General features: G+C 65.7%; 23 protein-coding genes. 14 read left to right on the top strand and 9 right to left on the bottom strand.

What is annotated here, in order from left to right:
- The first annotated feature begins 50 nt into the window (after nucleotides 1–50).
- Complete coding sequence (locus FBY31_RS09530; RefSeq protein WP_142039807.1) at nucleotides 51–1,511, top strand: amino acid permease; 1,461 nt, start codon at nucleotides 51–53, stop codon at nucleotides 1,509–1,511.
- A 153-nt stretch (nucleotides 1,512–1,664) separates the two neighbouring features.
- Here the strand turns inward: FBY31_RS09530 and FBY31_RS09525 are convergent, their stop codons facing one another.
- A complete protein-coding gene (locus tag FBY31_RS09525) occupies nucleotides 1,665–2,639 on the bottom strand; it encodes a type IV toxin-antitoxin system AbiEi family antitoxin domain-containing protein (RefSeq protein ID WP_142039805.1) in 975 nt (324 codons plus the stop codon).
- A gap of 207 nt (nucleotides 2,640–2,846) precedes the next feature.
- On the opposite strand from FBY31_RS09525, the gene FBY31_RS09520 reads away from it, so the two are divergent.
- Nucleotides 2,847–3,917: a DNA polymerase IV gene (locus tag FBY31_RS09520; protein ID WP_442858212.1), complete on the top strand. Its 1,071-nt coding sequence runs from the start codon at nucleotides 2,847–2,849 to the stop codon at nucleotides 3,915–3,917.
- A gap of 129 nt (nucleotides 3,918–4,046) precedes the next feature.
- On the opposite strand, the gene FBY31_RS09515 is transcribed toward FBY31_RS09520, so the two are convergent.
- Entirely contained in the window at nucleotides 4,047–4,223 is a 177-nt protein-coding gene (locus tag FBY31_RS09515) for a CsbD family protein (protein ID WP_142039802.1), read from the bottom strand.
- Nucleotides 4,224–4,362: 139 nt separating this feature from the next.
- On the opposite strand from FBY31_RS09515, the gene FBY31_RS09510 reads away from it, so the two are divergent.
- The 5 genes from FBY31_RS09510 to FBY31_RS09490 all read left to right on the top strand — a co-directional run bounded on the left by FBY31_RS09510 (nucleotide 4,363) and on the right by FBY31_RS09490 (nucleotide 8,593).
- Nucleotides 4,363–4,824 carry an SRPBCC family protein gene (locus FBY31_RS09510; RefSeq protein ID WP_142039799.1) on the top strand — a complete coding sequence of 154 codons (462 nt, stop codon included), beginning with the start codon at nucleotides 4,363–4,365 and terminating at the stop codon, nucleotides 4,822–4,824.
- 77 nt (nucleotides 4,825–4,901) lie between these two features.
- A complete protein-coding gene (locus FBY31_RS09505; RefSeq protein ID WP_235012997.1) occupies nucleotides 4,902–5,516 on the top strand; it encodes a pentapeptide repeat-containing protein in 615 nt (204 codons plus the stop codon).
- A gap of 190 nt (nucleotides 5,517–5,706) precedes the next feature.
- Entirely contained in the window at nucleotides 5,707–6,933 is a 1,227-nt protein-coding gene (locus tag FBY31_RS09500; protein ID WP_142039793.1) for a thiolase family protein, read from the top strand.
- Nucleotides 6,933–7,721, top strand: coding sequence for an enoyl-CoA hydratase/isomerase family protein (locus FBY31_RS09495; protein WP_142039790.1), 789 nt, complete (start codon nucleotides 6,933–6,935; stop codon nucleotides 7,719–7,721). Before FBY31_RS09500 ends, FBY31_RS09495 begins: the two co-directional genes overlap by 1 nt.
- A complete protein-coding gene (locus FBY31_RS09490) occupies nucleotides 7,721–8,593 on the top strand; it encodes a 3-hydroxyacyl-CoA dehydrogenase family protein (protein ID WP_142039788.1) in 873 nt (290 codons plus the stop codon). The genes FBY31_RS09495 and FBY31_RS09490 overlap by 1 nt, the downstream gene beginning before the upstream one ends.
- 9 nt (nucleotides 8,594–8,602) lie before the next feature.
- Here the strand turns inward: FBY31_RS09490 and FBY31_RS09485 are convergent, their stop codons facing one another.
- The gene (locus FBY31_RS09485; protein WP_142039785.1) at nucleotides 8,603–8,836 is read right to left on the bottom strand and encodes a DUF6480 family protein; all 234 of its coding nucleotides are present in this window, start codon (nucleotides 8,834–8,836) and stop codon (nucleotides 8,603–8,605) included.
- 76 nt (nucleotides 8,837–8,912) lie between these two features.
- Here FBY31_RS09485 and FBY31_RS09480 point away from each other — a divergent pair, with 76 nt between their 5' ends.
- Nucleotides 8,913–9,521 (top strand): GNAT family N-acetyltransferase, encoded by a 609-nt coding sequence (locus FBY31_RS09480; RefSeq protein WP_142039782.1) that lies wholly within the window; start codon nucleotides 8,913–8,915, stop codon nucleotides 9,519–9,521.
- A 4-nt stretch (nucleotides 9,522–9,525) separates the two neighbouring features.
- Here FBY31_RS09480 and FBY31_RS09475 read toward each other — a convergent pair whose 3' ends face one another.
- Nucleotides 9,526–10,362, bottom strand: a complete 837-nt coding sequence (locus FBY31_RS09475) for an SGNH/GDSL hydrolase family protein (protein ID WP_142039779.1) — start codon at nucleotides 10,360–10,362, stop codon at nucleotides 9,526–9,528.
- Nucleotides 10,363–10,482: 120 nt separating this feature from the next.
- Here FBY31_RS09475 and FBY31_RS09470 point away from each other — a divergent pair, with 120 nt between their 5' ends.
- Entirely contained in the window at nucleotides 10,483–11,181 is a 699-nt protein-coding gene (locus tag FBY31_RS09470; RefSeq protein WP_142039777.1) for a tyrosine-protein phosphatase, read from the top strand.
- Entirely contained in the window at nucleotides 11,178–13,766 is a 2,589-nt protein-coding gene (locus tag FBY31_RS09465; RefSeq protein ID WP_235012996.1) for a S1 family peptidase, read from the top strand. The genes FBY31_RS09470 and FBY31_RS09465 overlap by 4 nt, the downstream gene beginning before the upstream one ends.
- 17 nt (nucleotides 13,767–13,783) lie before the next feature.
- Here the strand turns inward: FBY31_RS09465 and FBY31_RS09460 are convergent, their stop codons facing one another.
- Nucleotides 13,784–14,260: a PaaI family thioesterase gene (locus FBY31_RS09460; RefSeq protein WP_142039773.1), complete on the bottom strand. Its 477-nt coding sequence runs from the start codon at nucleotides 14,258–14,260 to the stop codon at nucleotides 13,784–13,786.
- Nucleotides 14,261–14,404: 144 nt separating this feature from the next.
- On the opposite strand from FBY31_RS09460, the gene paaZ reads away from it, so the two are divergent.
- The gene (gene paaZ / locus FBY31_RS09455; RefSeq protein WP_142039770.1) at nucleotides 14,405–16,516 is read left to right on the top strand and encodes a phenylacetic acid degradation bifunctional protein PaaZ; all 2,112 of its coding nucleotides are present in this window, start codon (nucleotides 14,405–14,407) and stop codon (nucleotides 16,514–16,516) included.
- A 184-nt stretch (nucleotides 16,517–16,700) separates the two neighbouring features.
- A complete protein-coding gene (locus FBY31_RS09450) occupies nucleotides 16,701–17,108 on the top strand; it encodes a VOC family protein (protein ID WP_142039767.1) in 408 nt (135 codons plus the stop codon).
- A gap of 71 nt (nucleotides 17,109–17,179) precedes the next feature.
- Here the strand turns inward: FBY31_RS09450 and FBY31_RS09445 are convergent, their stop codons facing one another.
- The 3 genes from FBY31_RS09445 to FBY31_RS09435 form a co-directional block, all read right to left on the bottom strand.
- Nucleotides 17,180–17,482, bottom strand: a complete 303-nt coding sequence (locus tag FBY31_RS09445) for a hypothetical protein (protein ID WP_142039764.1) — start codon at nucleotides 17,480–17,482, stop codon at nucleotides 17,180–17,182.
- Nucleotides 17,483–17,507: 25 nt separating this feature from the next.
- Nucleotides 17,508–18,641 (bottom strand): S1C family serine protease, encoded by a 1,134-nt coding sequence (locus FBY31_RS09440; RefSeq protein WP_142039762.1) that lies wholly within the window; start codon nucleotides 18,639–18,641, stop codon nucleotides 17,508–17,510.
- Nucleotides 18,642–18,763: 122 nt separating this feature from the next.
- Nucleotides 18,764–19,369: a TetR/AcrR family transcriptional regulator gene (locus FBY31_RS09435; RefSeq protein ID WP_142039759.1), complete on the bottom strand. Its 606-nt coding sequence runs from the start codon at nucleotides 19,367–19,369 to the stop codon at nucleotides 18,764–18,766.
- A 188-nt stretch (nucleotides 19,370–19,557) separates the two neighbouring features.
- On the opposite strand from FBY31_RS09435, the gene FBY31_RS09430 reads away from it, so the two are divergent.
- Together FBY31_RS09430 and FBY31_RS09425 are read left to right on the top strand one after the other, a co-directional pair.
- Nucleotides 19,558–20,319 carry a hypothetical protein gene (locus FBY31_RS09430; RefSeq protein WP_142039757.1) on the top strand — a complete coding sequence of 254 codons (762 nt, stop codon included), beginning with the start codon at nucleotides 19,558–19,560 and terminating at the stop codon, nucleotides 20,317–20,319.
- On the top strand, nucleotides 20,316–22,124 hold the full coding sequence (locus FBY31_RS09425; RefSeq protein ID WP_142039754.1) for an MBL fold metallo-hydrolase: 1,809 nt from the start codon (nucleotides 20,316–20,318) through the stop codon (nucleotides 22,122–22,124). The genes FBY31_RS09430 and FBY31_RS09425 overlap by 4 nt, the downstream gene beginning before the upstream one ends.
- Nucleotides 22,125–22,203: 79 nt before the next feature.
- Here the strand turns inward: FBY31_RS09425 and paaK are convergent, their stop codons facing one another.
- Entirely contained in the window at nucleotides 22,204–23,568 is a 1,365-nt protein-coding gene (gene paaK / locus FBY31_RS09420; protein ID WP_142039751.1) for a phenylacetate--CoA ligase PaaK, read from the bottom strand.
- Between the last annotated feature and the right edge of the window lie 4 nt (nucleotides 23,569–23,572).

The following is a 23,572-nucleotide window of genomic DNA, read 5'->3' as shown; positions in this document are numbered from 1 at the left end:
AATCATCCGTGATCCGGATGCGGCCAACCCCCAACCCACAAGGAACCGTTGTGCCTCAAAGTACCCCCACAGATCTCCAGAACCCCACGGCACCATCCACCGCCATCGACCCCACCCTCAGCGCCGAGGGTTACAGCAAGACGCTGGGCAGGCGCCACGTCACCATGATCGCTATGGGCGGCGCCATCGGCGTCGGCCTGTTCATGGGTGCCGGCGGGCGCCTGGCCTCCACCGGCCCGGCCCTGATTTTCTCCTACGCCATCGCCGGCGTCATTGCCTACCTGCTCATGCGGGCGCTGGGCGAACTCATCATGTACCGCCAGACCTCCGGCTCCTTCGTCAGCTACGCCGGCGAGATGTTCGGGAAGAAGGGCGCATACCTCTCCGGCTGGATGTACTTCATCAACTGGGGCATGACCGGCATCGCGGAACTGATCGCCATCGGCCTGTACTTCCAGTTCTTCTTCCCCAACGTCCCGGTGGAAGCCTCCGCCATCGCCGCTTTGGCGCTGTTGGTGGCGGTTAACCTGCTGAGCGTTAAGGCGTTCGGCGAGTTCGAATTCTGGGCCTCCTGCCTCAAGGTGGGCGCCATCCTGATCTTCCTGGCGGTGGGCAGCTTCATGGTGGTCACCAACGCCCAGGTGGGCGACGGCCACGCGTCGGTCGCCAACCTCTTCGCCGCTGAAGGCGGCATGTTCCCCAAGGGCGCCCTGGTGATGGTCCTGGTCCTCAATGCCGTGATCTTTGCCTACAACGGCATCGAACTGGTGGGCATCACCGCCGGCGAGATGCAGGACCCGGAACGCGAAGTGCCCAAGGCCGTCCGCGCCGTCGTCCTCCGCATCGTGGTCTTCTACGTCGGCTCCGTGACCCTGCTCGCCATGCTGCTGCCCTCGGACCAGTACGTGGCCGGGACCTCACCGTTCGTCACCGTCTTCGGCCAGATGGGCCTGGGCTGGGTGGGTGACGTGATGAACATGATCGTGATCACCGCCGCCTTGTCCTCCTGCAACTCCGGCCTGTACTCCATCGGCCGGGTGTTCCGCACCATGGCCAACAACGGGCACGCCCCGCAGTGGCTCACCAAGATGTCCAAGCGCCACGTCCCGTACGCGGCAATCCTTGCCATCGCGGTGTTCTACCTGGTGGGCATCCTGCTCAACATCTGGCTGGGCGGCTCCTACGCGTTCGACCTGGCACTGAACTCGGCCTCCATCGGCGTGATCTTCTGCTGGGGCTCCATCTTCGCCAGCCAGATCGCACTGCGCCACCGCAAGGGCGTCACCTCCAGCCTGCCGATGCCCGGCTCGCCGTGGACCAGCTGGGCCGGCCTGGTCGGCCTGCTCGCCATCACCGTGCTCATCGGTTTCGACACGATGACCAGCAAGACCGGCGAGGTGTTCTACCTGGGCCTGTGGACCCTGGCCACCATCCCGTTCTTTGCCTTGATCCTGTGGCTGGGCTGGCAGAAGGTAAAGAACAACCAGCCGAAGAGCGAGCTGTACAGCTAGCTCCTCTTGCGGCAGGCCGGTGGTTGAGCCTGGCGAAACCGCGACGACGGCGGGATCCCCCTGGGAGGGGAGTCCCGCCGTCGGCGTTTCCCGGCTTAGGAACGGTGCCGGATGACCTGAATCGCCGGAACGGTGCCGGGTCGCGGGTACGCTTCAGCGTCCCGGCACGGTTCCGGCGATTTCGACACCGATACGGTGAGAGAGGGCAGCGAGGATGCGGTTCTTGAACTCGTGTTCCCGGAACAGATCCTTCCACTCGACGCGGACGAAGAGCCACCCGTCTTCAGTAAGTGCTTTCTCCCGGCGCCGCTCCTGGAACAGGACTTCAGCGGTTGGTGCGTAGTCGAAATATTTGATCCTCCCGTCGAATTCAAGAGCCACTTTCTTCTCCTTCCACGCGAAGTCGAAACGGTGCCAGCCGAGGCGGCTCCGGACCTCCACCTGTGCTTCGGGCATGGGCAGCTTCAGCCGTGCGAGGAGCTCCCGGGTCAGCGTTTCCCCGGCCGATTCAGCGCGGGTATCCGCATTGGCCAGTGCGCGGCGAAGGGTTCTTATTCCACCGCGGCCTGACAGGTTGCCGGCCATGGCATTCATAAGATCGAGGCTGGCACCAAGCCGGAGCGCATGGTCCACGAGTATCAGCGCCTGGCGGTATTCAAGCATCGTCCCGCAGTCCACCACTGTCCGTTCAAGGGTCGTCACCCTGAGTTTTCCGATCATTGTCACTTCCGAATCCGTATAGGGCCGGGTATGGCCCCGGACATCCTTCCCCAGCCGCTCGCGGGACGGCCGTACCCGGAGCAGGATATGGATCAGGTCATCCACATTCCACAGGAAGAGGCGGTGAAGGCGGGCGGCTGACGTGTGGCTGTAGACGAAGTTTCCCGTTGAGGTGGTCAGCGTCCCGTGGGCGTGGGCATGGATCAGTTGCAGGCCGCGGACTGTGGGAGACTGCTTCTCCCACAGGGAGGCCCGGATGTAGCAGCCGTACCTGAGGCGGACCAGGCCGCCGCGGTTGACCAGATGGCGGATGGCCCGGGAATTGAGGCCGCTCGCATGGAGCTGGTCGGTGCGCCAGAGATTTCCCGTGGCCGGCAGGTGTGGCAGAGGTGCGGAAGGCTGTGTCATAGACCCAGCTTCAGGAGTGAGTCGCGCCCCAGGCCAGGTGCCGTCGTCGCTATGTGGAAAATGTCCGTGGACGCTGGAACAGTGCAGGTTCGCCGGAACGGATCAGCGTCAAGGCAGCGTTCCGGCGATTTCGACGGCGGGAGGCGGGGAAGGTGGTGCCGGGCGCGCCGCCGGGGCAAACTGGGGCTTGTGAGTGAACCGGGGCTTGTGAGAGAACCATGGGTGCTGCACGTGGACCTTGACCAGTTCATCGCAGCCGTCGAAGTGCTCCGCCGGCCCGAGCTCGCGGGCAAGGCGGTGATCGTTGGCGGCCGCGGCGATCCCACCGAGAGGGCCGTAGTCTCGACCGCGTCCTACGAAGCCAGGGCGTACGGCGTGGGTTCGGGAATGCCGCTGCGCATCGCCGCACGGAAAGTGCCCGACGCCGTCATCCTGCCCGTCGACCAGGAGGCCTACCTCGAAGCATCCGAAAACGTCATGGGGGTGCTGCGTTCACAACCCGGCGCCACTGTCCAGGTGCTCGGCTGGGATGAAGCGTTTGTTGGGGTGCAGACGGACGATCCGAAGGCGTACGCCCAACAGATGCAGCGTGCCGTCCTTGAGGCGACCCGGCTGCACTGCAGTGTGGGCATCGGCGACACCCTGGTCCGGGCCAAGGTGGCGACGTCGTTCGGCAAACCCGCCGGAGTCTTCCGGCTTACCGAGGAAAACTGGCTCGAGGTCATGGGGAGCCGGCCGACCATCGAGCTGTGGGGCGTGGGAACGAAGGTTTCGCGCCGCCTTGCCAAGCTGGGTATCGAGACGGTTGCCCACCTCGCAGCATCCAACCCTGATGACCTGGTCCCCGAGTTCGGCCCGAAGATGGGTCACTGGTATGTGCAGCTCGGACGGGGCGACGGGTCGCGGACAGTCGATGACACGCCCTGGGTAGCGCGCGGGCACAGCCGGGAAATCACCTTCCAGCGCGACCTGACCGACCCCGGGCAGGTTAACGACGCCGTCAGGGAGTTGGTTTCGCACGTCATGGAGGATGTCACGGCCGAGGGGCGGCCCGTGGTCGGGCTGACGCTTAAGGTCCGTTACGCCCCGTTCATCACCAAGACGTACGCCCGGAAGATCCCCGAGACATCGGACCGTGCGGAAGTAGTCGCCCGCACCCTTGACCTCGTGGCGAAAATCGAACCGGACCGCCCCATCCGGCTCCTCGGGCTGCGGGCCGAAATGGTGATGCCAGACGACTCCCGGCAGGGCCATACCCCCACCCGCAGCGGATGGTGAGGGTCCTGGGATTAATTCATAGGGGGATTAATCCGGGGACAAACAGAACGGCGGCAGATCCCTGGGATCCGCCGCCGTTTCGCGCTGTTTACAGCCGGCCAGATGAAGCCGTGCTGCCGCAGGAAGAGGCTACTCGCGCTTGAACTCGTCCTTCACGCTTTCGCCCACCTTCTTGGCGTCAGCCTTGACCTGGTCAGTCTGGCCTTCAGCCTTCAAACGGTCATTGTGGGTGGCGTTGCCCGTTGCTTCCTTGGCCTTGCCGCCGAGCTCTTCTGCTGCATTACTGATCTTGTCTCCGAGGCCCATGGTGGTGGCCTCCTTTCGTTTCCATTGATCAAACAGTGCATTTTCACACTAACACGAAGCTTGCTTACTATTTCAAGTCTCATCTCTGCGGCGGAAGGGGCGCCTGTTGATTGTCGGCGCCCGCGGCTACGCTCGGAACATGGACCACAGCACCAGCCTCACCCAGCACATCCAGGCGCCACCGGAAAAAGTCTGGTCCGTTATTACGGATATCCCCGGCTCGGCCGCCACCCTTTCCGGAGTCGAGTCGGTCCAGCTCCTCACCGATGGCCCCTATGACGAGGGCACGCGCTGGAAGGAGACCCGGAAGATGTTCGGCAAGGCTGAAACGGTGGAGATGTGGGTGGCCGGGGCTGAACCGAACCGGAGCACCACCGTCAAGGCCGTACAGGGAGGTGCTGACTACACCACGCGGTTCGACCTGTCCCCGCGCGACGGCGGTACGGACCTCACCCTCGCATTCGGCGCCGAGGTCATCAAGCCCACTGTGGCCAGCAAAATCCTGATGCTGCTGTTCGGCAGGATGGGTATGGCTGCCACCCGCAGGGCCCTCACCAAGGACCTCGCGGAGATCGCGGCCAAAGCGGAATCGCTCCCGTAGTGTCGGCCTCAACTGGTCGAAGCGGCGCCTCCAGGACGGCCGCGCCGAAAGTTGCTGCCCCGAGGCTTTCGCCTGTTGTGCTGGCGGACCTGGCCGAGGATCAAGCGCCGGTTTTCCGGGGCGGTGAGAGGCACGACGGCGGCCGGTACAGCCGTGTGGCGGCCGACGCCCTGGAGCTGGGCGGCTCCGACTTTGCCGAGTGTGAGTTCCAGGGCGTCTCTTTCAATGACACCCAGCTGCGTGGTTCCTCCTTTCGCGACTGCATCCTGGGCGAGTTGTACGCCCCGGTCTTCCGGGCTGCCCGGAGCACTTGGCGGGACGTTGAGCTGCGGAACCCGCGGCTGGGATCGGGGGAACTGTATGAAAGCGGCTGGCAGTCGGTGCGGATCGACGGCGGCAAGCTGGACTTCCTCAACCTGCGCGGCGCCAAGCTCACGGATGTCCTGATCACTGACTGCATCATCAACGAACTTGACCTCGGTTCGGCGGCAGGCACCAGGGTGGCGTTGAAGAACTGCACCATCGGGTCGCTGGACGTCAGCGGGGCAAGACTCAAGGACTTCGACCTCCGCGGCACCGAATTCCGCAGCATCAGCGGGCTCGGCAGCCTGGCCGGCGTGGTGATCGATGAATACCAGCTGGGCCTGTTGGCGCCCCTGCTTGCAGCACATCTGGGCATCATGGTCCTCTAAACCCCTGGTATCCATGGCAGACTGCTCCCGTGTACTATTTACAGAACGAACGGTCGGTCAGTGAGGCCCGCCCAGGTAGCACGAAGTGTTGTTTTGGAGCCGCAAAAGGACACTTGCTGCTACCTGGTTGGGGGCGGGGGAGCTGCCGGCCGCAGATGACAATGCCGTTTATCGCGTGAAGGGTGTTTCCATGGCTGCAACCGCAGGTCCGCAGGCTTTCCTTGTTGGTGGGGTCCGAACGCCGGTAGGCAAATACGGCGGCGCGCTCTCGTCGATCCGCCCTGACGACCTGGCGGCCCTGGTGCTCCGGGAAGCGGTGAACCGGGAGGGCCTGGATCCGGACAGCATCGACGAAGTGATCCTGGGCAACGCCAACGGGGCCGGGGAGGAAAACCGGAACGTGGCGCGGATGGCCACCCTGCTCGCAGGGCTGCCCCTCCATATCCCAGGCATAACCGTCAACAGGCTCTGCGCCTCAGGCTTGAGCGCCATCATCCAGGCAAGCCACTTGATCAAGGCCGGCGCCGCGGACATCGTGATTGCCGGCGGTGTTGAATCCATGAGCCGCGCACCCTGGGTCCAGGAGAAGCCCACTGCCGCCTTCGCCAAACCGGGCCACATTTTCGATACGTCCATCGGCTGGCGCTTCACCAATCCCCGGTTCCACAAGGGTGAACTGTCCCGCGACGGCAAAATGACCTATGCCATGCCGGAAACCGCCGAGGAAGTGGCCCGCGTGGACAACATTTCCCGCGAGGATGCCGATGCCTTCGCCGTCCGCTCCCACCAGCGCGCTTTGGACGCCATCGCTGCCGGCCGCTTCAAGGACGAAATCGTCCCCGTCACCGTCAAGACCCGCAAGTCCGAGCATGTTGTGGATACCGATGAAGGCCCCCGCGAGGGCACCACCCTGGACGTCCTTGCCGGGCTGAAGCCGGTAACGCACGGCGGCACCGTGGTCACGGCCGGCAACTCCTCGTCGCTCAACGACGGCGCTTCGGCGATCATTGTCGCCTCGGAGGCAGCCATCGAGCGGCTGGGCCTGACACCCCGGGCGCGGATCATCGACGGTGCCTCGGCCGGCTGCGAGCCGGAAATCATGGGCATCGGTCCCGTGCCGGCCACACAGAAAATCCTGAAGCGGAGCGGCCTCAGCGCAGGTGACCTTGACGCCGTCGAACTTAACGAAGCCTTTGCCACGCAGTCCCTGGCGTGCATCCGCCGGCTGGGCCTGGAACCGGACATTGTGAATAACGACGGCGGCGCCATCGCTTTGGGGCACCCGCTGGGTTCCAGCGGGGCCAGGATCGCCATCACGCTGCTGGGGCGGATGGAGCGTGAGGACGCCAAGATGGGGCTGGCGACGATGTGCATTGGTGTGGGCCAGGGTACGGCGATGCTGCTGGAGAAGGTCTGATGGCGGGGGCTGTGGACCTGGCGGCGGAGAAGTTCCATGCGCTGTTGGTGGAGGAGCGCACCGACCGTGTGGTGGTGCTCCTCAACCGCCCCGAGGTGCGGAACGCCATCGACCAGCAGATGGTGGATGAACTCCACGTGGTCTGCACGGCCCTGGAGCAGAACCCGAAGGTACTGATCATCGCCGGAGTGGACGGTGTGTTTGCCTCCGGAGCGGACATCGCCCAGCTGCGTGAGCGGCGTCGGGACGATGCCCTGCAGGGGATCAACTCCACGATTTTCGTCCGGATTGCCAAGCTGCCCATGCCTGTTATTGCGGCCCTCGACGGATACTGCCTGGGTGGCGGCGCGGAACTGGCGTACGCGGCGGACTTCCGGATCGGAACTCCCAACGTCCGGATCGGCAACCCCGAAACCGGGCTGGGCATCCTCGCCGCGGCCGGTGCGAGCTGGCGGCTCAAGGAACTGGTGGGGGAGCCCGTGGCCAAGCAGATCCTCCTTGCCGGGCGGGTCCTTGCCGCTGATGAGGCCTTGGCGGTCAACCTCATTACCGAAATCCACGACGCGTCCGGCCTCCTGGACGCAGCGCACAGCCTGGCAGACCGGGTTGGCCGGCAGGACCCGCTGGCTGTACGGATCACCAAGTCCGTGTTCCACGCCCCGGCCGAGGCCCACCCCCTGATCGATCAGCTGGCCCAGGGGATCCTCTTTGAGTCCGAGGCCAAGTTCGACCGGATGCAGAAGTTCCTGGACAAGAAAACTGACAAGACCACTGGAAAGAAGAACTGATGAGCAACTCCCTCCTTCCTTCCGGCCTGCCTTCGCGGATGGGTGTCCTGGGCGGCGGCCGCATGGGCGCCGGCATCGCCCACGCCTTCCTGGTCAAGGGGGCCGACGTCCTGGTCATCGAACGCGACGAGCAATCCGCGGAGGCGGCCCGGGAGCGGGTTGAATCCGCCGCGGCGAAGAGCATTGAACGCGGTGCCGTTGACGCCAACCTGGACGAACTGGTGTCACGCCTCACCGTGGGCGTGGATTACGACGCCTTCAAGGACCGGCAGCTGGTGGTCGAGGCAGTGCCGGAGGACTGGGACCTGAAAGTGACGGCGCTCCGGGGCATCGAGGAGCGGCTGGCAAACGACTCGTACTTGGCGTCCAACACCTCCTCGCTGTCGGTGGACGGGCTGGCCGGTGAACTGAAGCGCCCCGAAAACTTCCTGGGCCTGCATTTCTTCAACCCGGTTCCGGCGTCAACACTCATCGAGGTGGTGCTCGGCAAGCAGACCTCTCCCGGACTCGCTGCCGCCGCGAAAGGGTGGGTGGAGGCACTCGGCAAGACCGCCGTCGTCGTTAATGACGCACCCGGGTTCGCGTCCTCAAGGCTGGGCGTGGCGATCGCCTTGGAGGCTATGCGGATGGTGGAAGAGGGCGTCGCATCCGCCGAGGACATCGACGCTGCCATGGTCCTCGGCTACAAGCACCCCACGGGGCCGCTGAAAACAACAGACATTGTGGGGCTGGACGTCCGGCTGGGCATTGCCGAATACCTCCACTCCACGTTGGGTGAACGCTTTGCGCCGCCGCAGATCCTCAAGGACAAGGTGGCCCGTGGCGAGTTGGGGCGCAAAACAGGGAAGGGCTTTTTTGACTGGCCCAGCTAGGAAAGCTGGTTAGTCGAAAAAGCCCACGATGTAGCCGACGAAGTAGAGCAGTGCCAACAGGACCACCACCGCGATCGCAGCGATGACGATGACCTGGGTGCTCTTCTTGGTGCCGTGCTCGTCGTGTCCCTGGGTGGTGCTGGTGGAGGCTTCTCCGGGCGGCGTTTCGCCCGGCGGTACTCCGCCTCCCGGCTCCAGGCCGGTCAGCTTGTCGTCTTCCGGGTCCGGATTGTGTCCTGACACGTCATCTCCCTCGTTTGCTGTCCCGGGTCCGTTTCCCAGCCTAACGGGCTGCGGAGGGTGGACCTAGGATGGTGCAGTGACTTTCCTTGAACCCCTTACCCTGACCGGACGGTTTGTAACCCTCGAGCCGCTGTCCGCCCAGCATCACGACGGCCTGGTCGATGCGGCCGGGGACGGTGAGCTGTGGCGGCTCTGGTACACCTCGGTGCCCGTTCCCGGGGAAATGGCGCCGGAAATCGAACGGCGGCTCGCGCTGCAGGAGCAAGGCTCCATGCTGCCTTTCACCACCCGGCTGATCGATCCGGCCACCGGCGGCCCGGGCAGGATCATCGGGATGACCACGTACATGAATATCGACGCCGGCACTCCGCGGGTGGAGATTGGTTCCACCTGGAATGCCGCATCCGTGCAGGGGACCGGGACGAACCCGGACTCGAAGCTGCTGCTCCTGCGCCACGCGTTTGAGGTGCTTGGCTGCCCGGCCGTGGAGTTCCGGACGCACTGGCTTAATCACCAGTCGCGCGAGGCCATTGCCCGGCTTGGTGCCAAGCAGGACGGCGTGCTCCGGAACCACTCCAGGACCCGGGACGGGATCCTGCGCGACACCGTGGTGTTCTCCATCCTCGAACACGAATGGCCCATGGTCCGCGCCGGGCTCGAATACCGGCTGGCCCGGCGCGGGTGAGGGGCTAGTTATAGAAGCCCTCGCTGTAGATTGCGTCGAAGTACGCCTCGTAGCCCTCAGCGTTGGGGTGGAGATTTTCGAAGCTGTCCAAGGCAGTTGGGTCGAAGTTGATCCAGGAGTCGTTCGATGACAAGTTGATGCCGTGGCCCGCAAACTCGTCCGTGACGTCGACGTACTCCGCTCCGGTGGCCAGGGCGGCGGCCTTGATGGTGGCGTTCAGCTCGAACACCAGGAGATTGGCTTGACTGATGAAGACAGACGTCGGATTGGTCGGATCGAAGGGGACCGGATCGAACAGGTAGGGGTACCCGGTCACCACAATCTCGGCCTTGGGCGCGGCGTCCTGCACGGCGCCGATCATCTCGACCAGGTCCTGGTACAGAGCTCCGCTGGCAATCTGGGCTTGGGCGTCAGTGATGGCGCCGAAACACGCCGCACCGGCGGCAGGATCGATCAGGGCGGGGCCGCAAGCAGCAGCGAGAGTCCCGAAGCCTAGGTTATTGCCGCCAGCCGTGATGGTGACAAGATCGGTCTTCTTGTCGAGCAGGGCGAGCTGGGTTTGCACTACTTGCTGAGTCGTAGCTCCGCCGCACGCCACGTTGGTGACCTCCATAACGGATTTGAGATCGTCCGCGAGTTCGGAATAGGCGTTCGCACTGCGGACGCAATCTTCGACCACGTACGCTCCACCTCCGATTCCGGCGGCGTAGGAGTCTCCCAAGGCGACGTAGTCCTGGACTGTGCGCGCCTGGGCAGGAGCCGCGAGACTCAAGGTCATTGCAAGAGTAGCGAGGCCTGCCGCAAGAGCCGAGTGACGCCGTCGTACGGTTACGTTTCCCATGTGGTTCTCCTTTGAACGGTGGAAAGAAGAGATGTACGAGCCCACCGTACTCCAATGGGTCACGTGCGCCCCCTGTGGCTGTTGTGATTAGCTGTCTGGATGAAGAGAGCGGGCGGGCCCATGGACTGGGATGGCGCTGTCAACGCGTGGCACGTTTCCGGGGGTATCTACCGGATGGGGCGGCGTGAATGGCTGACGGAGGCAGGCTGGCGGCAGGCGTACGACGACGGCGTCCGCACCGTGATCGATCTCCGCAACGCTGCTGAGGCGCGGCGCCGGGACACCGATCCCTTGGTTGCCGCGTCCGCCTTGTCCGGCCTGTCCGTGGTCTCCGCGCCCACCGAAGAACCGGGCGATCCACGCTTCACGGGACTTGCCGGCCCCTACCTCAACGACCCCGCCTACTATGGGGATAATTCGCGGCTCTTTCCCGAAAAGCTGGTGGCCGTCTTCAAGGCCCTTGCTGCGGCGTCTTCGCGTGGCGGCGTGGTGCTGCACTGCGCCGCCGGCCGGGACCGCAGCGGCATGGTCGCAGCCATGCTGCAGGACCTGGCGGGGGACTCCGACCAGGACATCGCCGACGGCTATCGGCGGGCGGCCCGCGGCATCAATGAGCGCTACCGGACCCACGGTCCGCCGCACGCCCGCGAACGCTATGTTGAGGAGCACGAGCTGGCGCCACTGCTGGAGCAGCGTGGCGACGCCGTGGTGGAGTTTGTGCGGGCCCTTGAAACGGCCAACTTCCTCCTGGTTAACGGACTCACCAAGGCCGAGCTTGATGCCGTACTGGCCCTTTGCGGAGCGGGGGTGTCCCGGTGAACGGGGAGAAACTGCGGCGCGCCCTCTCGCTGGCCGCTGTTACCGGCGTGCTGGCTACTTCCGCGTACGTGGCAGTTCCCGCCTGGGCCGCGGGGGACGACAGCGCAACTCCGGCGGGCGGTCCCGATGCAAGCGCGGCCGCGAGTCCCGTTGCAGCCCAGGCCGGGAGCCCGTCAACGCCCGAAGATTCCGCCGGGACCTCCGCGGCAGGCCTTGCAGGCGCCGTTCACCGCGACCTCGGACTCACCCCGGAGCAGTTCAGTGATGCGGGGGAGTTGGGCGTCCGGGCAGAAGCCGCGGCAACCAGGCTCCGTGACGTCTCCGGCTACACCGGGATCCGGCTGGCGGACAACCGAATTATCGTGACGGGTTCGGGAGCCGAACTGCAGGCAGCTGTGGATGCCCTCGCCGCCAGCACGCCAGGCCTCCCAGTGGAGTTGGAAGCCGCAGCGGCGCTTGAATCAGCAGCGCCCGGATCCCCGGCGCCCGGATCCCAGCTTGCCGCCAGCACTGAGCAGCTCTTCCAGGCATACGTGCGCGACGTCGGCATCACGGGCCTGCAGGGGGTGGTCAGCACCGGTGCAAAGTTTGTCATCAAGACCGGGGGCGTCAACGCGCCGGAATCGGCAGGCGCTGCCGCGCCGTCCGCAACTCTTCCGGGTGCGACCACGGGAGCAGGCGCCGGGAAGATGTCGCCGGCGGAATTCGTGTCCAGATACGCGAACGTCCAACTGGCACAGGGAGCCCCGTTGAAACCGCAAGCCGACGTCCGCGGCGGAGTGGGCTATGCAGCGGACAGCGGCTGGGTTTGTTCGACAGGTTTCTCCGCGTTCACCCCGGATGGCCTGCCGGCCGTCCTGACCGCCGGACACTGTGGCGAGGACGGCGCGTCCAAGACCGCTGACCTGCTGTTGCAAGGCGTGCGGACGGACCTGCTGGGAAGCTTCCAGTTCAGCCAGTTCGGCGGACCCGGCAACGCCCCAGTACTGCGGCCCAATAATGGCACAGACCCCGGAAACGTGGGAACGGACCTCTCGGTCATCGGTGCCCTCCGCGCGGATCTGGACCCGCTGCCCGCCGCTACCACCTGGGGCCACAAGTCGGCGTTGGGGGAGGACGTCAAAATCATCGGTGCGACTGCCCCGGTGATCGGCATGGACGTGTGCCGTTCGGGCTGGCGGACGGGGTGGTCCTGCGGCACCATCAACGAGGTGGGGATTTACCTCATCGAGGGGACTAACTACGCAGCAGACAGAACGGATCTCAGGGCCATCAGGGGCTTCGTGTCCCTGGATGTCCAGTCCTCCGGTGGTGACTCGGGGGGCCCGTGGATCAGCGGGAACTTCGCGGTGGGCATCCATTCCGCCGGGGAAAGTGGAGGGGCGCAGAACTTCGCCCTGGCAGCCACCCTGCAGGATGCCCTTGAGGTGCTGCCCGGGTATCAGCTGGAGGTCTTCCTCAACAAGCCGGTGTTGACCTCGCCCGTGGCTGGTGAAACGGTGAAGGCCGGTCACTCCATCTTCGGGCGGGTGCCGGCGGAGCCGGCCTCCGCAGCAGGATCCGCGGTCCGCATCACCCTGCCCGGCCATGAACCCTTCGACGTGCCGGTGGACAGTGCCGGAAACTGGAGCTTCGACGCCCCGTGGCCTGCCGGCCCGTTGACCTTCCAGGCTGAAACGATGAACGGACTCAGCCGTTCAGGCACCGCGTCGCTGACAGTAGATGTTGCGCCGGCGCCCTTGGACGCCCCCACCATCACGACGCCTGCAGACCAGCCGCTAACGCAGCTGACTACCCTCTCCGGCACCGGCGCTCCGGGCGCTGCCGTAACCTTGTCAGGCGATGTGGCAGGCAGCGGAACCGTAGGCCTGGACGGGCAATGGACGGTCAACCTGACTGGTCCGGCCGCTTTCGGGAAAGTGACGGCCAATGCTGTGCTGTCCTCGCCGGGAACGGCCAACAGCCCTGCTGCAACAGCAACGGTCCAGGTAACGCCTCCAGATCCTGTCATCGCAAGCATTAATGACGGGCAGCACCTCCGCCAGGACAACCTGCCGCAAACCATTTCCGGAAGCGGTATTGAAGGGGCAGAAGTGGCGGTGTCAATCGATGGCAAGCCCCTTTCCAGCCCCGTGGCGGGCAGCCCAGCCGGATCACGGTCGGCGGCACCTGCCCTGGTTCCGCTGGAACTGGTGGCCGGCGGAACCTGGAGTGTTCCCTTCCCGGACGGCCTGGTCCTCGGAGTCCACACGGTTTCCGTAACCCAAACCTTGGACGGACTCGTATCGGCGCCCGCCGTCGCATCGTTCGTCCTGGACCCCCCTCCGCCGCCTGCCCCGGCTGACCCTGCCACGCACGTACCGCCGGCATCCGCGGGCAGCCCGCCCGCCGTCGTCGTGCTCCCGCCCGCCAGTGCTCCGGCTGACCTGGCCAACACGTCAGGCAACGCCGGCAGCAGAGGTGGCCTGGCCAACACCGGAGCCTCCGCGCTCGTCCCGGCGGCATCGGCCGCTGCGGCGGCGATCGTGGCTGGCGGCGTGCTGATGGTGCTGGTCCGCCGTCGGAGGCGTCAAACCCCGAAATGACCTATCAGTTATCGTCCCTAAGAGTCGGGAATGACGACGTTATCCGATAGGGCAACGGGCTGTTTGTGGCGCCTCATCAGCAAATTGGTGATGCGCAGGGTGCAGAGCCGCTGGCCGGCCTCGTTGGTGATGACCACCTCGTGCGTGGTGAGCGTGCCGCCGAGGTGAATGGGGGTGGCCGTGATGGTTACCTGCCCCTCGCGCGCCGACCGGTGGTGGGTGGCCGAAACGTCCACACCCACCGCCGTCTTGCCCATGGTGCTGGCGTGGATCACCGCTGCCCAGGACCCCACGGCCTCGCCCACCGCCAGCGACGCACCGCCGTGCAGCAACCCGAAGGACTGCCTGTTCCCCTCCACGGGCATGGTGGCCACCACCCGCTCCACGGATTCCTCCAGGATCTTCACGCCCATCTTCTCGTCCAGCTCGCCGAGGGTGATCTTCCAGAGTTCGTGCTGGTTCTCCGCAGGATCCTTCGGTGATGGGGCGCCCATATGTTCTCCTTCTGGTAGGCCATTTCAGTCCCGGCCTTCTAGTCTGCAGCACGGCACTTCATGTATGGTGAATATATTACCGAACGGACGGTCAGTAATCATGGCCGCCGTTGTCTGCCCCCTTGTTGGAAGGACCCGTCAACGATGACAACCACCGCCACAGCTCCCCAGGCCACGGTCGACACCGTGGAGACAGTGCCCAGCTTCATCATGGACGGGTGGTGGACGCCCGACGACAGCTCCACAGGTTCCGCTGTCCCCGTCCGTGACGCGAGCACCGGGGAGATCCTGGCCAAGGTGAGCACCGAGGGGCTGGACCTGGGCGCCGTGGTTGAGTACGGCCGCGCCACCGGGCAGGCCGAACTCGGCCGGCTGACCTTCCACCAGCGCGCCCTCAAGCTCAAGGAGCTGGCGCAGTACCTGAATGCCCGGCGCGAACATTTCTACACCTTCTCGGCACAGACCGGCGCCACCAAAGTCGATTCCATGATCGACATCGACGGCGGCATCGGCGTCCTCTTCACGTTCGGCTCCAAGGGCCGGCGCGAGCTGCCCAACTCGCAGGTGGTGGTGGACGGGCCCATGGAGGTGCTGTCCAAGGATGGCTCCTTCGCCGGCGAGCACATCTACACCCGCATCCCGGGCGTGGCCGTCCAGATCAACGCCTTCAACTTCCCGGTCTGGGGCATGCTGGAGAAGTTCGCCCCCGCCTTCATCGCCGGTGTCCCCACCATCGTGAAGCCGGCAACCCCCACGGGATACGTGGCAGCGGCCGTGGTCAAGGCGATTGTCGAATCCAACATCCTGCCCAAGGGTTCGCTGCAGCTGATTTCCGGCTCGGTCCGCGGGCTGCTGGATGTGCTCGATTACCGCGACGTGGTGGCCTTCACCGGTTCCGCCTCCACCGCATTGTCCCTGAAATCCCACCCCAACGTGGTCCAGGGCGGCGTCCGCTTCACGTCCGAAACCGACTCGCTGAACGCCGCCATCCTCGGCCCGGACGCCGTGGAGGGCACGCCCGAATTCGACGCCTTCGTGAAGTCCGTGGTCACCGAAATGACGGCAAAGGCCGGTCAGAAGTGCACCGCCATCCGCCGCGCCATCGTGCCGCAGGAGTTGGTGCCCGCTGTCTCTGCCGCCATCGGCAAGCGCATTAACGAACGCATCGTCCTCGGCGACCCGCGGGCTGACGGCGTCACCATGGGTGCGCTCGCCTCCGTGGAGCAGCTGAATGACGTACGCGCGGCCGTGCAGTCCATGCTCGACGCCGGCGGTGAGCTTGCGTACGGAACTCTCGCTTCGCCATCGGTCACCTCTGCTGACGGGTCCACCGGCGTGGTTGACGGCGGCGCGTTCATGGCGCCCGTACTGCTGAACTGGCAGGACCCCGAGGCGGAGGAAGTCCACTCGCTGGAGGCGTTCGGTCCGGTTTCGTCGGTGATCGGCTACAAGGACATCCCCGACGCCGTCCGCCTCGCCGCCCGCGGCAACGGCTCCCTGGTGGCCTCGGTGTGCACCAATGATCCCGCCGTGGCCCGCGAACTCGTGACCGGAATTGCCGCCCATCACGGCCGCGTCCTGATGCTCAACCGCGAGGACGCCCGCAGCTCCACCGGCCACGGCTCGCCCGTGCCGCACCTGGTCCACGGCGGCCCCGGCCGCGCCGGCGGCGGTGAGGAACTGGGCGGCATCCGTTCGGTGATGCACCACATGCAGCGCACGGCCATCCAGGGCTCGCCCAACATGCTGACCGCTGTGACCGGCATCTGGCATACGGGAGCGGACCGCAACTTCACTGTCGAGACTGAGGGGACGCACCCGTTCCAGAAGTCTCTGAAGACACTGCGGGTTGGTGACGCCGTCCGGTCCGATCTGCGCCAGGTCACCCTGGAGGACATCACGGCCTTCGCCAATTCCACCGGGGACACGTTCTACGCCCACACCAACCAGGAAGCTGCCGAAGCCAACCCGTTCTTCCCGGGCATCGTGGCGCACGGTTACCTGCTGCTCAGCTGGGCTGCCGGCCTGTTCGTGGAGCCTGCGCCGGGTCCGGTCCTGGCCAACTCCGGGCTGCAAAACCTGCGCTTTGTCACTCCGGTGGCCGGGGGCGACTCCATCCGGGTGACCCTCACCGCCAAGAAGATCACCCCGCGCGAAACGGACGAGTACGGCGAGGTGGCCTGGGACGCGGTCCTGACCAACCAGAACGACGAGATCGTGGCCACGTACGACGTCCTCACCCTCGTAGCGAAGTAGCCCTGCCCCGACGCCCTCTCACTTAGCGCGCATTTTTCCCTAACGCTCTCTCACTCTCCTGACGAGAGTGAGAGAGCGTTTCCGGTTGGGGCGCGTTAAGTGAGAGAGCGTCTGAAACAGGGGAAATGGGCAGGGGCTTTTTGGGCTGCCCGGGCGTAAGATTCACCCCGTAGGAGGTGGCTAGATGAGCCTTAGATTGAACACAGTCACAACCGTCCTGCCAGTCGATGATCCACAGCGCGCCCGCCGGTTCTATACGGAAAAACTCGGACTCCCGCACCGTGGCATGACGGACGACGGAAGTGAACTCCTCGGCACCAACGGCGGCCCCATGCTGCAGCTGATGCCAGTATCGGATGGCAAACATTCCGATCACACTGCACTGAGCTTTGAGGTGACGGACATCGAACGCACGGTCCGGGACATGGAGGCCAGGGGAGTGCAGTTCCAGGACTACGACCTGCCGAACCTCAGGACCAAGGACCATATCTGCACTACGAATTCCGAGAAGTGCGCCTGGTTTATGGACACCGAGCACAACATCCTCTGCGTCCATGAATCACTTGGCGTCGAGGCTGAGTACGAGCTCTAATAAACCACAGAAAACAGTAGGCGCGCCCCGGAAGCGGGACGCGCCTACCGCTCGTTACGACGTGGAACGGGTCAGGATTCGGCGCCGCCGTGCAGGCCGTCGTCACTGCTGTCATCCTCAGGGCCTGTGCCGCGGCCGCTTTCACTGCGGTCCGACAGGTCCATGTTGCCGCGGGCCTCGTCCATGGTGGGGCCTCCGGAGGGGACGCTGTACGTGTCCGGGCGGATCCCGTGGGCCTGTTCCTCGATCAGCGCCTGTTCTTCGCTGAAGCGGATTGCGTTGGCTTCATCTGCGGAATCCTGCGGGATGTCCTCGCGGACTTTTGACGGGTCCGGAATGATGAAGCCGGCGTTCGGTTCTTCCTTGTGGCTCATTGTCTGGCCTTCCTCTCTGGTTGTACTACTGTGTTGGCCGGTCGATCAGGTCCGCTTTGAGGTCAAGGCTCTGGTCGCCGCGCTTGACTTTGAAACTGACGGTATCGCCGGGGTTGCGGTTGCGCAGTTCGGCCAGGAGTTTCTCGGGAGCATTCAGCTCCACGCCTTCCATGGACTCCAGGACGTCACCGGGGCGGATTCCTGCCCGTCCCGCCGGGCCGTCCTCATCCACGGACAGAACCACGACGCCGGTACTCTCCCCGATGCCCAGCTGGTCCGCGATCTGCGGCGTCAGTTCGCCCGGGGTCAGGCCGAGGTAGGCGTGTTCGGCTGTGCCGTCGGCCAGCAGTTCCTCCGCCACCTGCACGGCCGTGGCCGCCGGGATGGCAAAACCGAGGGAAACAGCACCGGCCGATGGTGGGATGTAAGCCTCGCTGATACCAATGATTTCGCCGCGCATGTTGATCACGGCGCCGCCGGAGTTACCCGGGCTGATCGGTGCGTCCGTCTGGATCAGGTCCACCAGGGACAGGCTGTTGGAGGCCGAGCCCGGGATGGACCGGTGCAGCCCGGAGATGATCCCGGCCGTGGCCGTGTTCTCGAAGCCCAGCGGGGAACCCAGCACCACGGCGCCCTCGCCCACCCGGGGCAGCGTGCTCTGGTAGGTGGGCTTGGGCAGGCCCTTCCGGTCAGCCTGTACCAGGGCCAGGTCGGTGACTGGGTCGCTGGCCTTGACCGTCCCCTGGACCCGCTGGCCGTCAGCGAAACCAACCTCCACCCTGGTGTTGCCGCTGATCACGTGCTCATTGGTAATGATGAGCCCGTCCTCGGAATACACAACGCCGCTGCCCAGCCCGCTTTCGGTGAAGATGGTCACCACCGAGGGGGCCAGGTTCTCCACCAGTTCGGGAATGCCGCCGGCCGCATCGGGGGCCGGAGCGGGGTTGCCGGCGGCCGCTGAAGCGCTGGTGCCCGACGACGTGGCGGCCGACGGCGAGGTGCTGCTTCCCGCCGTACTGGCACCGGAGGTTTCGGTCGGCCCAGGAGGATCCTGGGAAGTGCAGGCGGCCAGGGTCAGGGAAGCTGCCAGCACTGCGGCTCCGGCCAGTGTGCCGAAGCGGGCAGGACGGCGTAATCCCTGGCTGGTGCTGATGCTCAATGGACTGACCTCCTGCGGATGCTGGCTGCTTCTACCACCGTAGCCGGGCAACAACAGAAATACCAAGCACACTTAGTATTCTTGGGGGGTTGGGGTCCCCGGGCCGGCTCCCGGGTGGCGGCTTAAGGCTGCGAATGGAGCCCGTCGAACGCCATGGTGATGACGTCGTCGGCAAGCCGCTTCGGTGAGAGGGAGCCGCCCGGTTTGTACCATTCCACGATCGAGTTGATCATGCCGAAGAGTAGCCGGGTGACCGTCCGGGGGTCGATGTCCTGGCGCAGCGACCCTTCGTCCCGGGCAGCTGAGATCAGTCCGGCCACCTTGTGGTCGAAGGTGCGGCGCCTCTCGAGTGCATCGCGTTCAATCTCGGTGTTCCCGCGGAGCCGCAGGAGCAGCGTGACGAACGGCAGCCGCTCCACGAGTACTGCCACCGTTTGCCGGAGGACAAATTCCAGCCGGGCATCTGCTGCGCCGGACGTGGCCTGCGGCTCTTCCAGGATTGACTCAAGCCCGCCGAGCGCATGGTCCAGGGCGAGCTTGAGCAGGTCACCCTTGGACGGCACGTGGTGGTAGATCGCCGACTTCGAGATGCCCAGGTTGTCCGCCAGGATGCCCATGGAGGTCGCGTCGTAACCGTGCCGGTTAAAGACGTCCACGGCGATGCGCAGCACCGACTGCTGGTCGTATCCGGGGCGGCCGCGTTTTATGGGTGCATCAGTTGTGGACATACCCGCCATTTTCTCATGAACGTTCAGTAACTCAACTAACTGCACACTGCCTGCCGCCCAATGAGGGACGTTCGGCCCTGTCCAGCTTCCTGGAAGGGGAGAACGCTGGTGATCCAGGAGGGACCCCTGGCGGACGCACGTGAGGCGCCCTCAATCCGGTCCCGCAGAATGCGGAAGGATTTTTAGCCATGGACGAGAGATGGATACGGCGTCTTACCGGCTGGGCTGCCTGCGGAATGGCCGTCTTCTGGACTGCGCAGTTTCCGCTCTACCTGGTCCACGACCCTTCCGTTGGCATCTACGACGGTGTCGGCGGTGCGGCTGAGGCGTGGCGGATCAGGAACATCATCTTCACCCGGATCCTGCTCAACCTCGGACTGTACGCGGCTGCCATGGTCTTTGCGGCCGGTCTTGGGCACCTTATCCGGCGGGCCGACCCCCGCTACGGATGGGCGGGATCGTTGGTGGTCTCCTCCATGGCCGTCTGGCTCGGTGTGACTCTGGTAGCAAATGGACTCGAAGGCGGCCTTGCCCTGGACGCCATGGCGCCTGAGCCGGACCCCTCGGTCAACCGGGCCCTGACCATGGGCTACATCCTGATTTACAACAGCTCCATAGCCTTCGCCATCACTGCGCTTTTCCTGGCTGCAGCAGGCTGGGCAGCCGCCGCCACCGGTGTCCTTCCGCGCTGGACCCGTTGGATTGCCTATGCCGGTGTCCTTCTGTGCGTGGCGGCCGTGCCTTCCATGTATGGCGGACCCCTGGACCCTGCCGGGTTCTACAACGCTGCGGGTTGGGGGCCAGTGGTGGCGGCAAACCTTCTGCCGGCGGTTTGGGTGGTGCTGGCTTCCGTTTTCCTGCTCCGCCGCCCCGCAACTACGGGGCCACCCGGTAGCGCGGCGACCCGGGGCGCCAGAGCTTCCAGAGCGTCCAAGGCGGGTGACGGATGATCAGGCGCAAAGAGGTGCAGCCCACTGGCGCCCACCCTATCGCCGTCGCCGAGGGGGTGCACCAGGTGCGCACGGGCATGGGACGGATGTCCTCCCACGTCTATCTGGTTGAGTCCGGGCCGGGGTGGGTGCTGGTGGATGCCGGCTGGCCCGGGGCGGAGCGGGTGATCACTGCGGCTGCAGAATCACTCTTCGGCACGGGCGCGCGGCCGGCGGCGATCGTGCTGACCCACATCCATCCAGACCACACCGGCGCGGCGCCCGGGCTGGCCCGGAAATGGGACGTGCCCGTGTACGTCCACCCCGACGAACTGCCGCTGGCCCGCGGTGTCCTGCTGGACGAGTACGCCAATCCCCTGGACCGGTGGGTGCTGCGGCCACTGATGATGCTGCTGCCGAAGGGGACCTTGCCCGCGACGGACATGACCGGCGTCGTGCGCATCCTCGAACCAGGGGCGGGCGTGCCCGGGCTGCCGGACTGGAGATGCGTGCCCACGCCGGGGCACACTCCCGGGCACATCGCCCTTTTCCGGGAATCCGACCGCGTGCTGCTCACGGGAGATGCTGTACTGGCCACCGATGTGAACTCCGTGCGCGGACTGCTGACCGGAGGATCGCGGGTAAGCGGCCCGCCTTGGATTGCCACGTGGGACCGGCCGACGGCGGAGGCTTCCATCGCTGCCTTGGCCCGGCTTCGGCCCCGGCTGCTGGCCAGTGGACATGGGCCCGCAGTCTCCGCGCCCCAGGCGGCCCGACAGCTGGAGGAGCTTGCGGCACGGGTCACAGCTGCGCGGCGGCCCGGTTTGCCCATCGACTACCAGGGTGTAGCCGCGGTCCGGGTGGGCGGCCCGGAGGTGCTGGAAGTAATACGACGGCGGCTGAGGGCGCCGCGGCGGGGCGAGGCCAGGGTGCGGGTGGAGGCCTGCAGCGTGAGCGCAGTGGATGTGCAGGCCCGCAAAGGGCTTTCGACGTACCCGCCAAGGTTCCCCTTTGTGCCCGGCTACGCCGTGGTTGGGGTGGTGGACGCCGTAGGAGCCGGCGTCACCGCCGTTGCCGCCGGGGACCGTGTTGTCGTAATGACGGAAAAGGGCGGGTATGCCGAGTACATCTTCGTGAGCTCGCACCCGATGATGGGGGTTTCCGCCGGACTGGACGCCGGCGAGGTGGTGGCTGTTGGACTGAACTACCTCGTGGCCCACCAGACACTGTCCCGGGTGGCCCGGATCCGGCGGGGCCAGGCCATTCTTGTCACCGGCGCCGCAGGCGGGATTGGAACCGCGCTCATCCAACTCGGGCAATTGCTGCAGCTGAGGATCTACGGAGCGGACCTTCCCTCCAAGCACCCGTGGCTGGTTGATCATGGCGTGGTGCCCTTGGGCGCGCGGGCTGAGGACGCGGTGAAGGCCCTGCAGCGCATGGAGCCTGATGGGGTGGACGCCGTGCTCGACGGAAGGGGCGGGGACTGGGTGCGGGCCGGCCTGGCGGTACTCCGGCCCGGCGGCGTCCTCGTGGAGTACGCCAACCCCGGCAGCCCCGCCTCCACCTTCAAGCTCATGGTCCGGGCCATAAAACAGAACCTGGTCCCGAAGGGGAAGAGGATCCGCCTGTATGGGACGACGTCCTGGCGGCTGGACCGGAAGCCGCTGATGGACGCCTGGGCAACGCTGTACGAACTGCTGGAAGCCCGGAAGATCGCACCGGTGATAGCAGGCCGGTTCCCCCTGCTCGACGCCAGGCAGGCCCATCTCCGGCTGGAAGACGGGGACGTGGTGGGCAATCTCGCCCTGGTGGCAGGCAGCCCCTGAGCGCGCCTCACAGCACGCGCGAAATCAGCGCCGGCGGCCGAAGCTGCCGGCGCTGATTTCAGGACCTGCCTTGGGTTGCCTACCCCTTCGGCCGCAGGTCGTAAATCCGGCGCAGCTTGCCGTTCGAGCGCTCCAGCGATCCCGGCTCCACCACGTCCACGGCGCAGGAAGAACCCACGTGGATCTTGATCTGTTCCTTCAAGGTGCGTGCCGCCGTCGTGCTCTGCTCCACGGTCACCGCGTCCCGGCGTTCGATGCGCACGGTCAGCTGATCCATGCGCTGACCCTCAGGCCGGGTGAGTTCGAGCTGGAAGTGCGGGCTGAGCTCGGGGATCCGGAGCGCGATTTCCTCGATCTGGGACGGGAACAGGTTCACGCCGCGCAGGATGATCATGTCGTCGCTGCGGCCGGTGATGCGTCCCATCCGGCGGTGTGCGGGGCGGGCCGTGCCGGGCAGGAGCCGCGTGAGGTCCTTGGTCCGGTAGCGGATGATCGGCAGGGCTTCTTTGGTGAGCGAAGTGAAGACGAGTTCGCCGTGTTCGCCGTCGCGCAGCACGTTTTCCTTGCCCACGAGGGGGTTGAAGGGGTCGATGATTTCCGGGCGGAAGTGGTCTTCCCAGATGTGGCTGCCGTCCTGGGTCTCCACGGCCTCGCCGGCAACGCCCGGGCCCATCACCTCGGAGAGTCCATAGATGTCGCAGGCCTTGATGTCCATGGTGACTTCGAGCTCGTGCCGCATCTCCTGCGTCCACGGCTCGGCGCCCAGGACGGCGAACTTAAGCGACGTGGAGGCTGGGTCGATGCCCATGTGGGCCATGGCGTCGGCGATGGTCAGCAGGTAGGTGGGGGTGGCCAGGATCGCGTCCGGCTTGAAGTCCTGGATCAGCTGGATCTGGCGTTCGGTCTGGCCGCCGGACATCGGGATGACCGTGCAGCCGAGCGCTTCGGCGCCGGCGTGCGCGCCGAGGCCCCCGGTGAACAGGCCGTAGCCGTAGGCATTGTGGACCTTCATCCCCGGGCGGATGCCGGAGGCGCGGAAGCTGCGGGCCACGAGTTTGGCCCAGTCGGCCAGGTCCTGCCTGGTGTAGCCGACGACGGTGGGCCGGCCTGTGGTGCCCGAGCTGGCGTGGATGCGGGCTACTTCGCTCTGCGGAACGGCGAACATGCCGAACGGGTATTCGGCGCGCAGGTCGTCCTTGGTGGTGAAGGGGAAGTTGCCCAGGTCGCTGAGTTCGCGCAGGTCGCTGGGGTGGACGCCGGCGTCGTCGAACTTGCGCTTGTACAAGGGCACGCGGTCGTAGGCGTAGGCCACTGTGTGCTGCAGGCGGCTGAGCTGGAGGGCCTCGAGCTCGTCGCGGGACATGGTTTCCTCACGGTCCAGCACGGCATCTGTTGTGGCGGCAGGGGATGCGGAGGTGGGGGTTTCGGGGGCGTGGAGGGTCATGGTT

The organism is Arthrobacter sp. SLBN-100, from assembly GCF_006715305.1.
Taxonomy (GTDB): domain Bacteria; phylum Actinomycetota; class Actinomycetes; order Actinomycetales; family Micrococcaceae; genus Arthrobacter.
The sequence above is the reverse complement of the archived record's forward strand: the minus strand, read 5'-3'. Positions and strand labels throughout refer to the sequence as shown.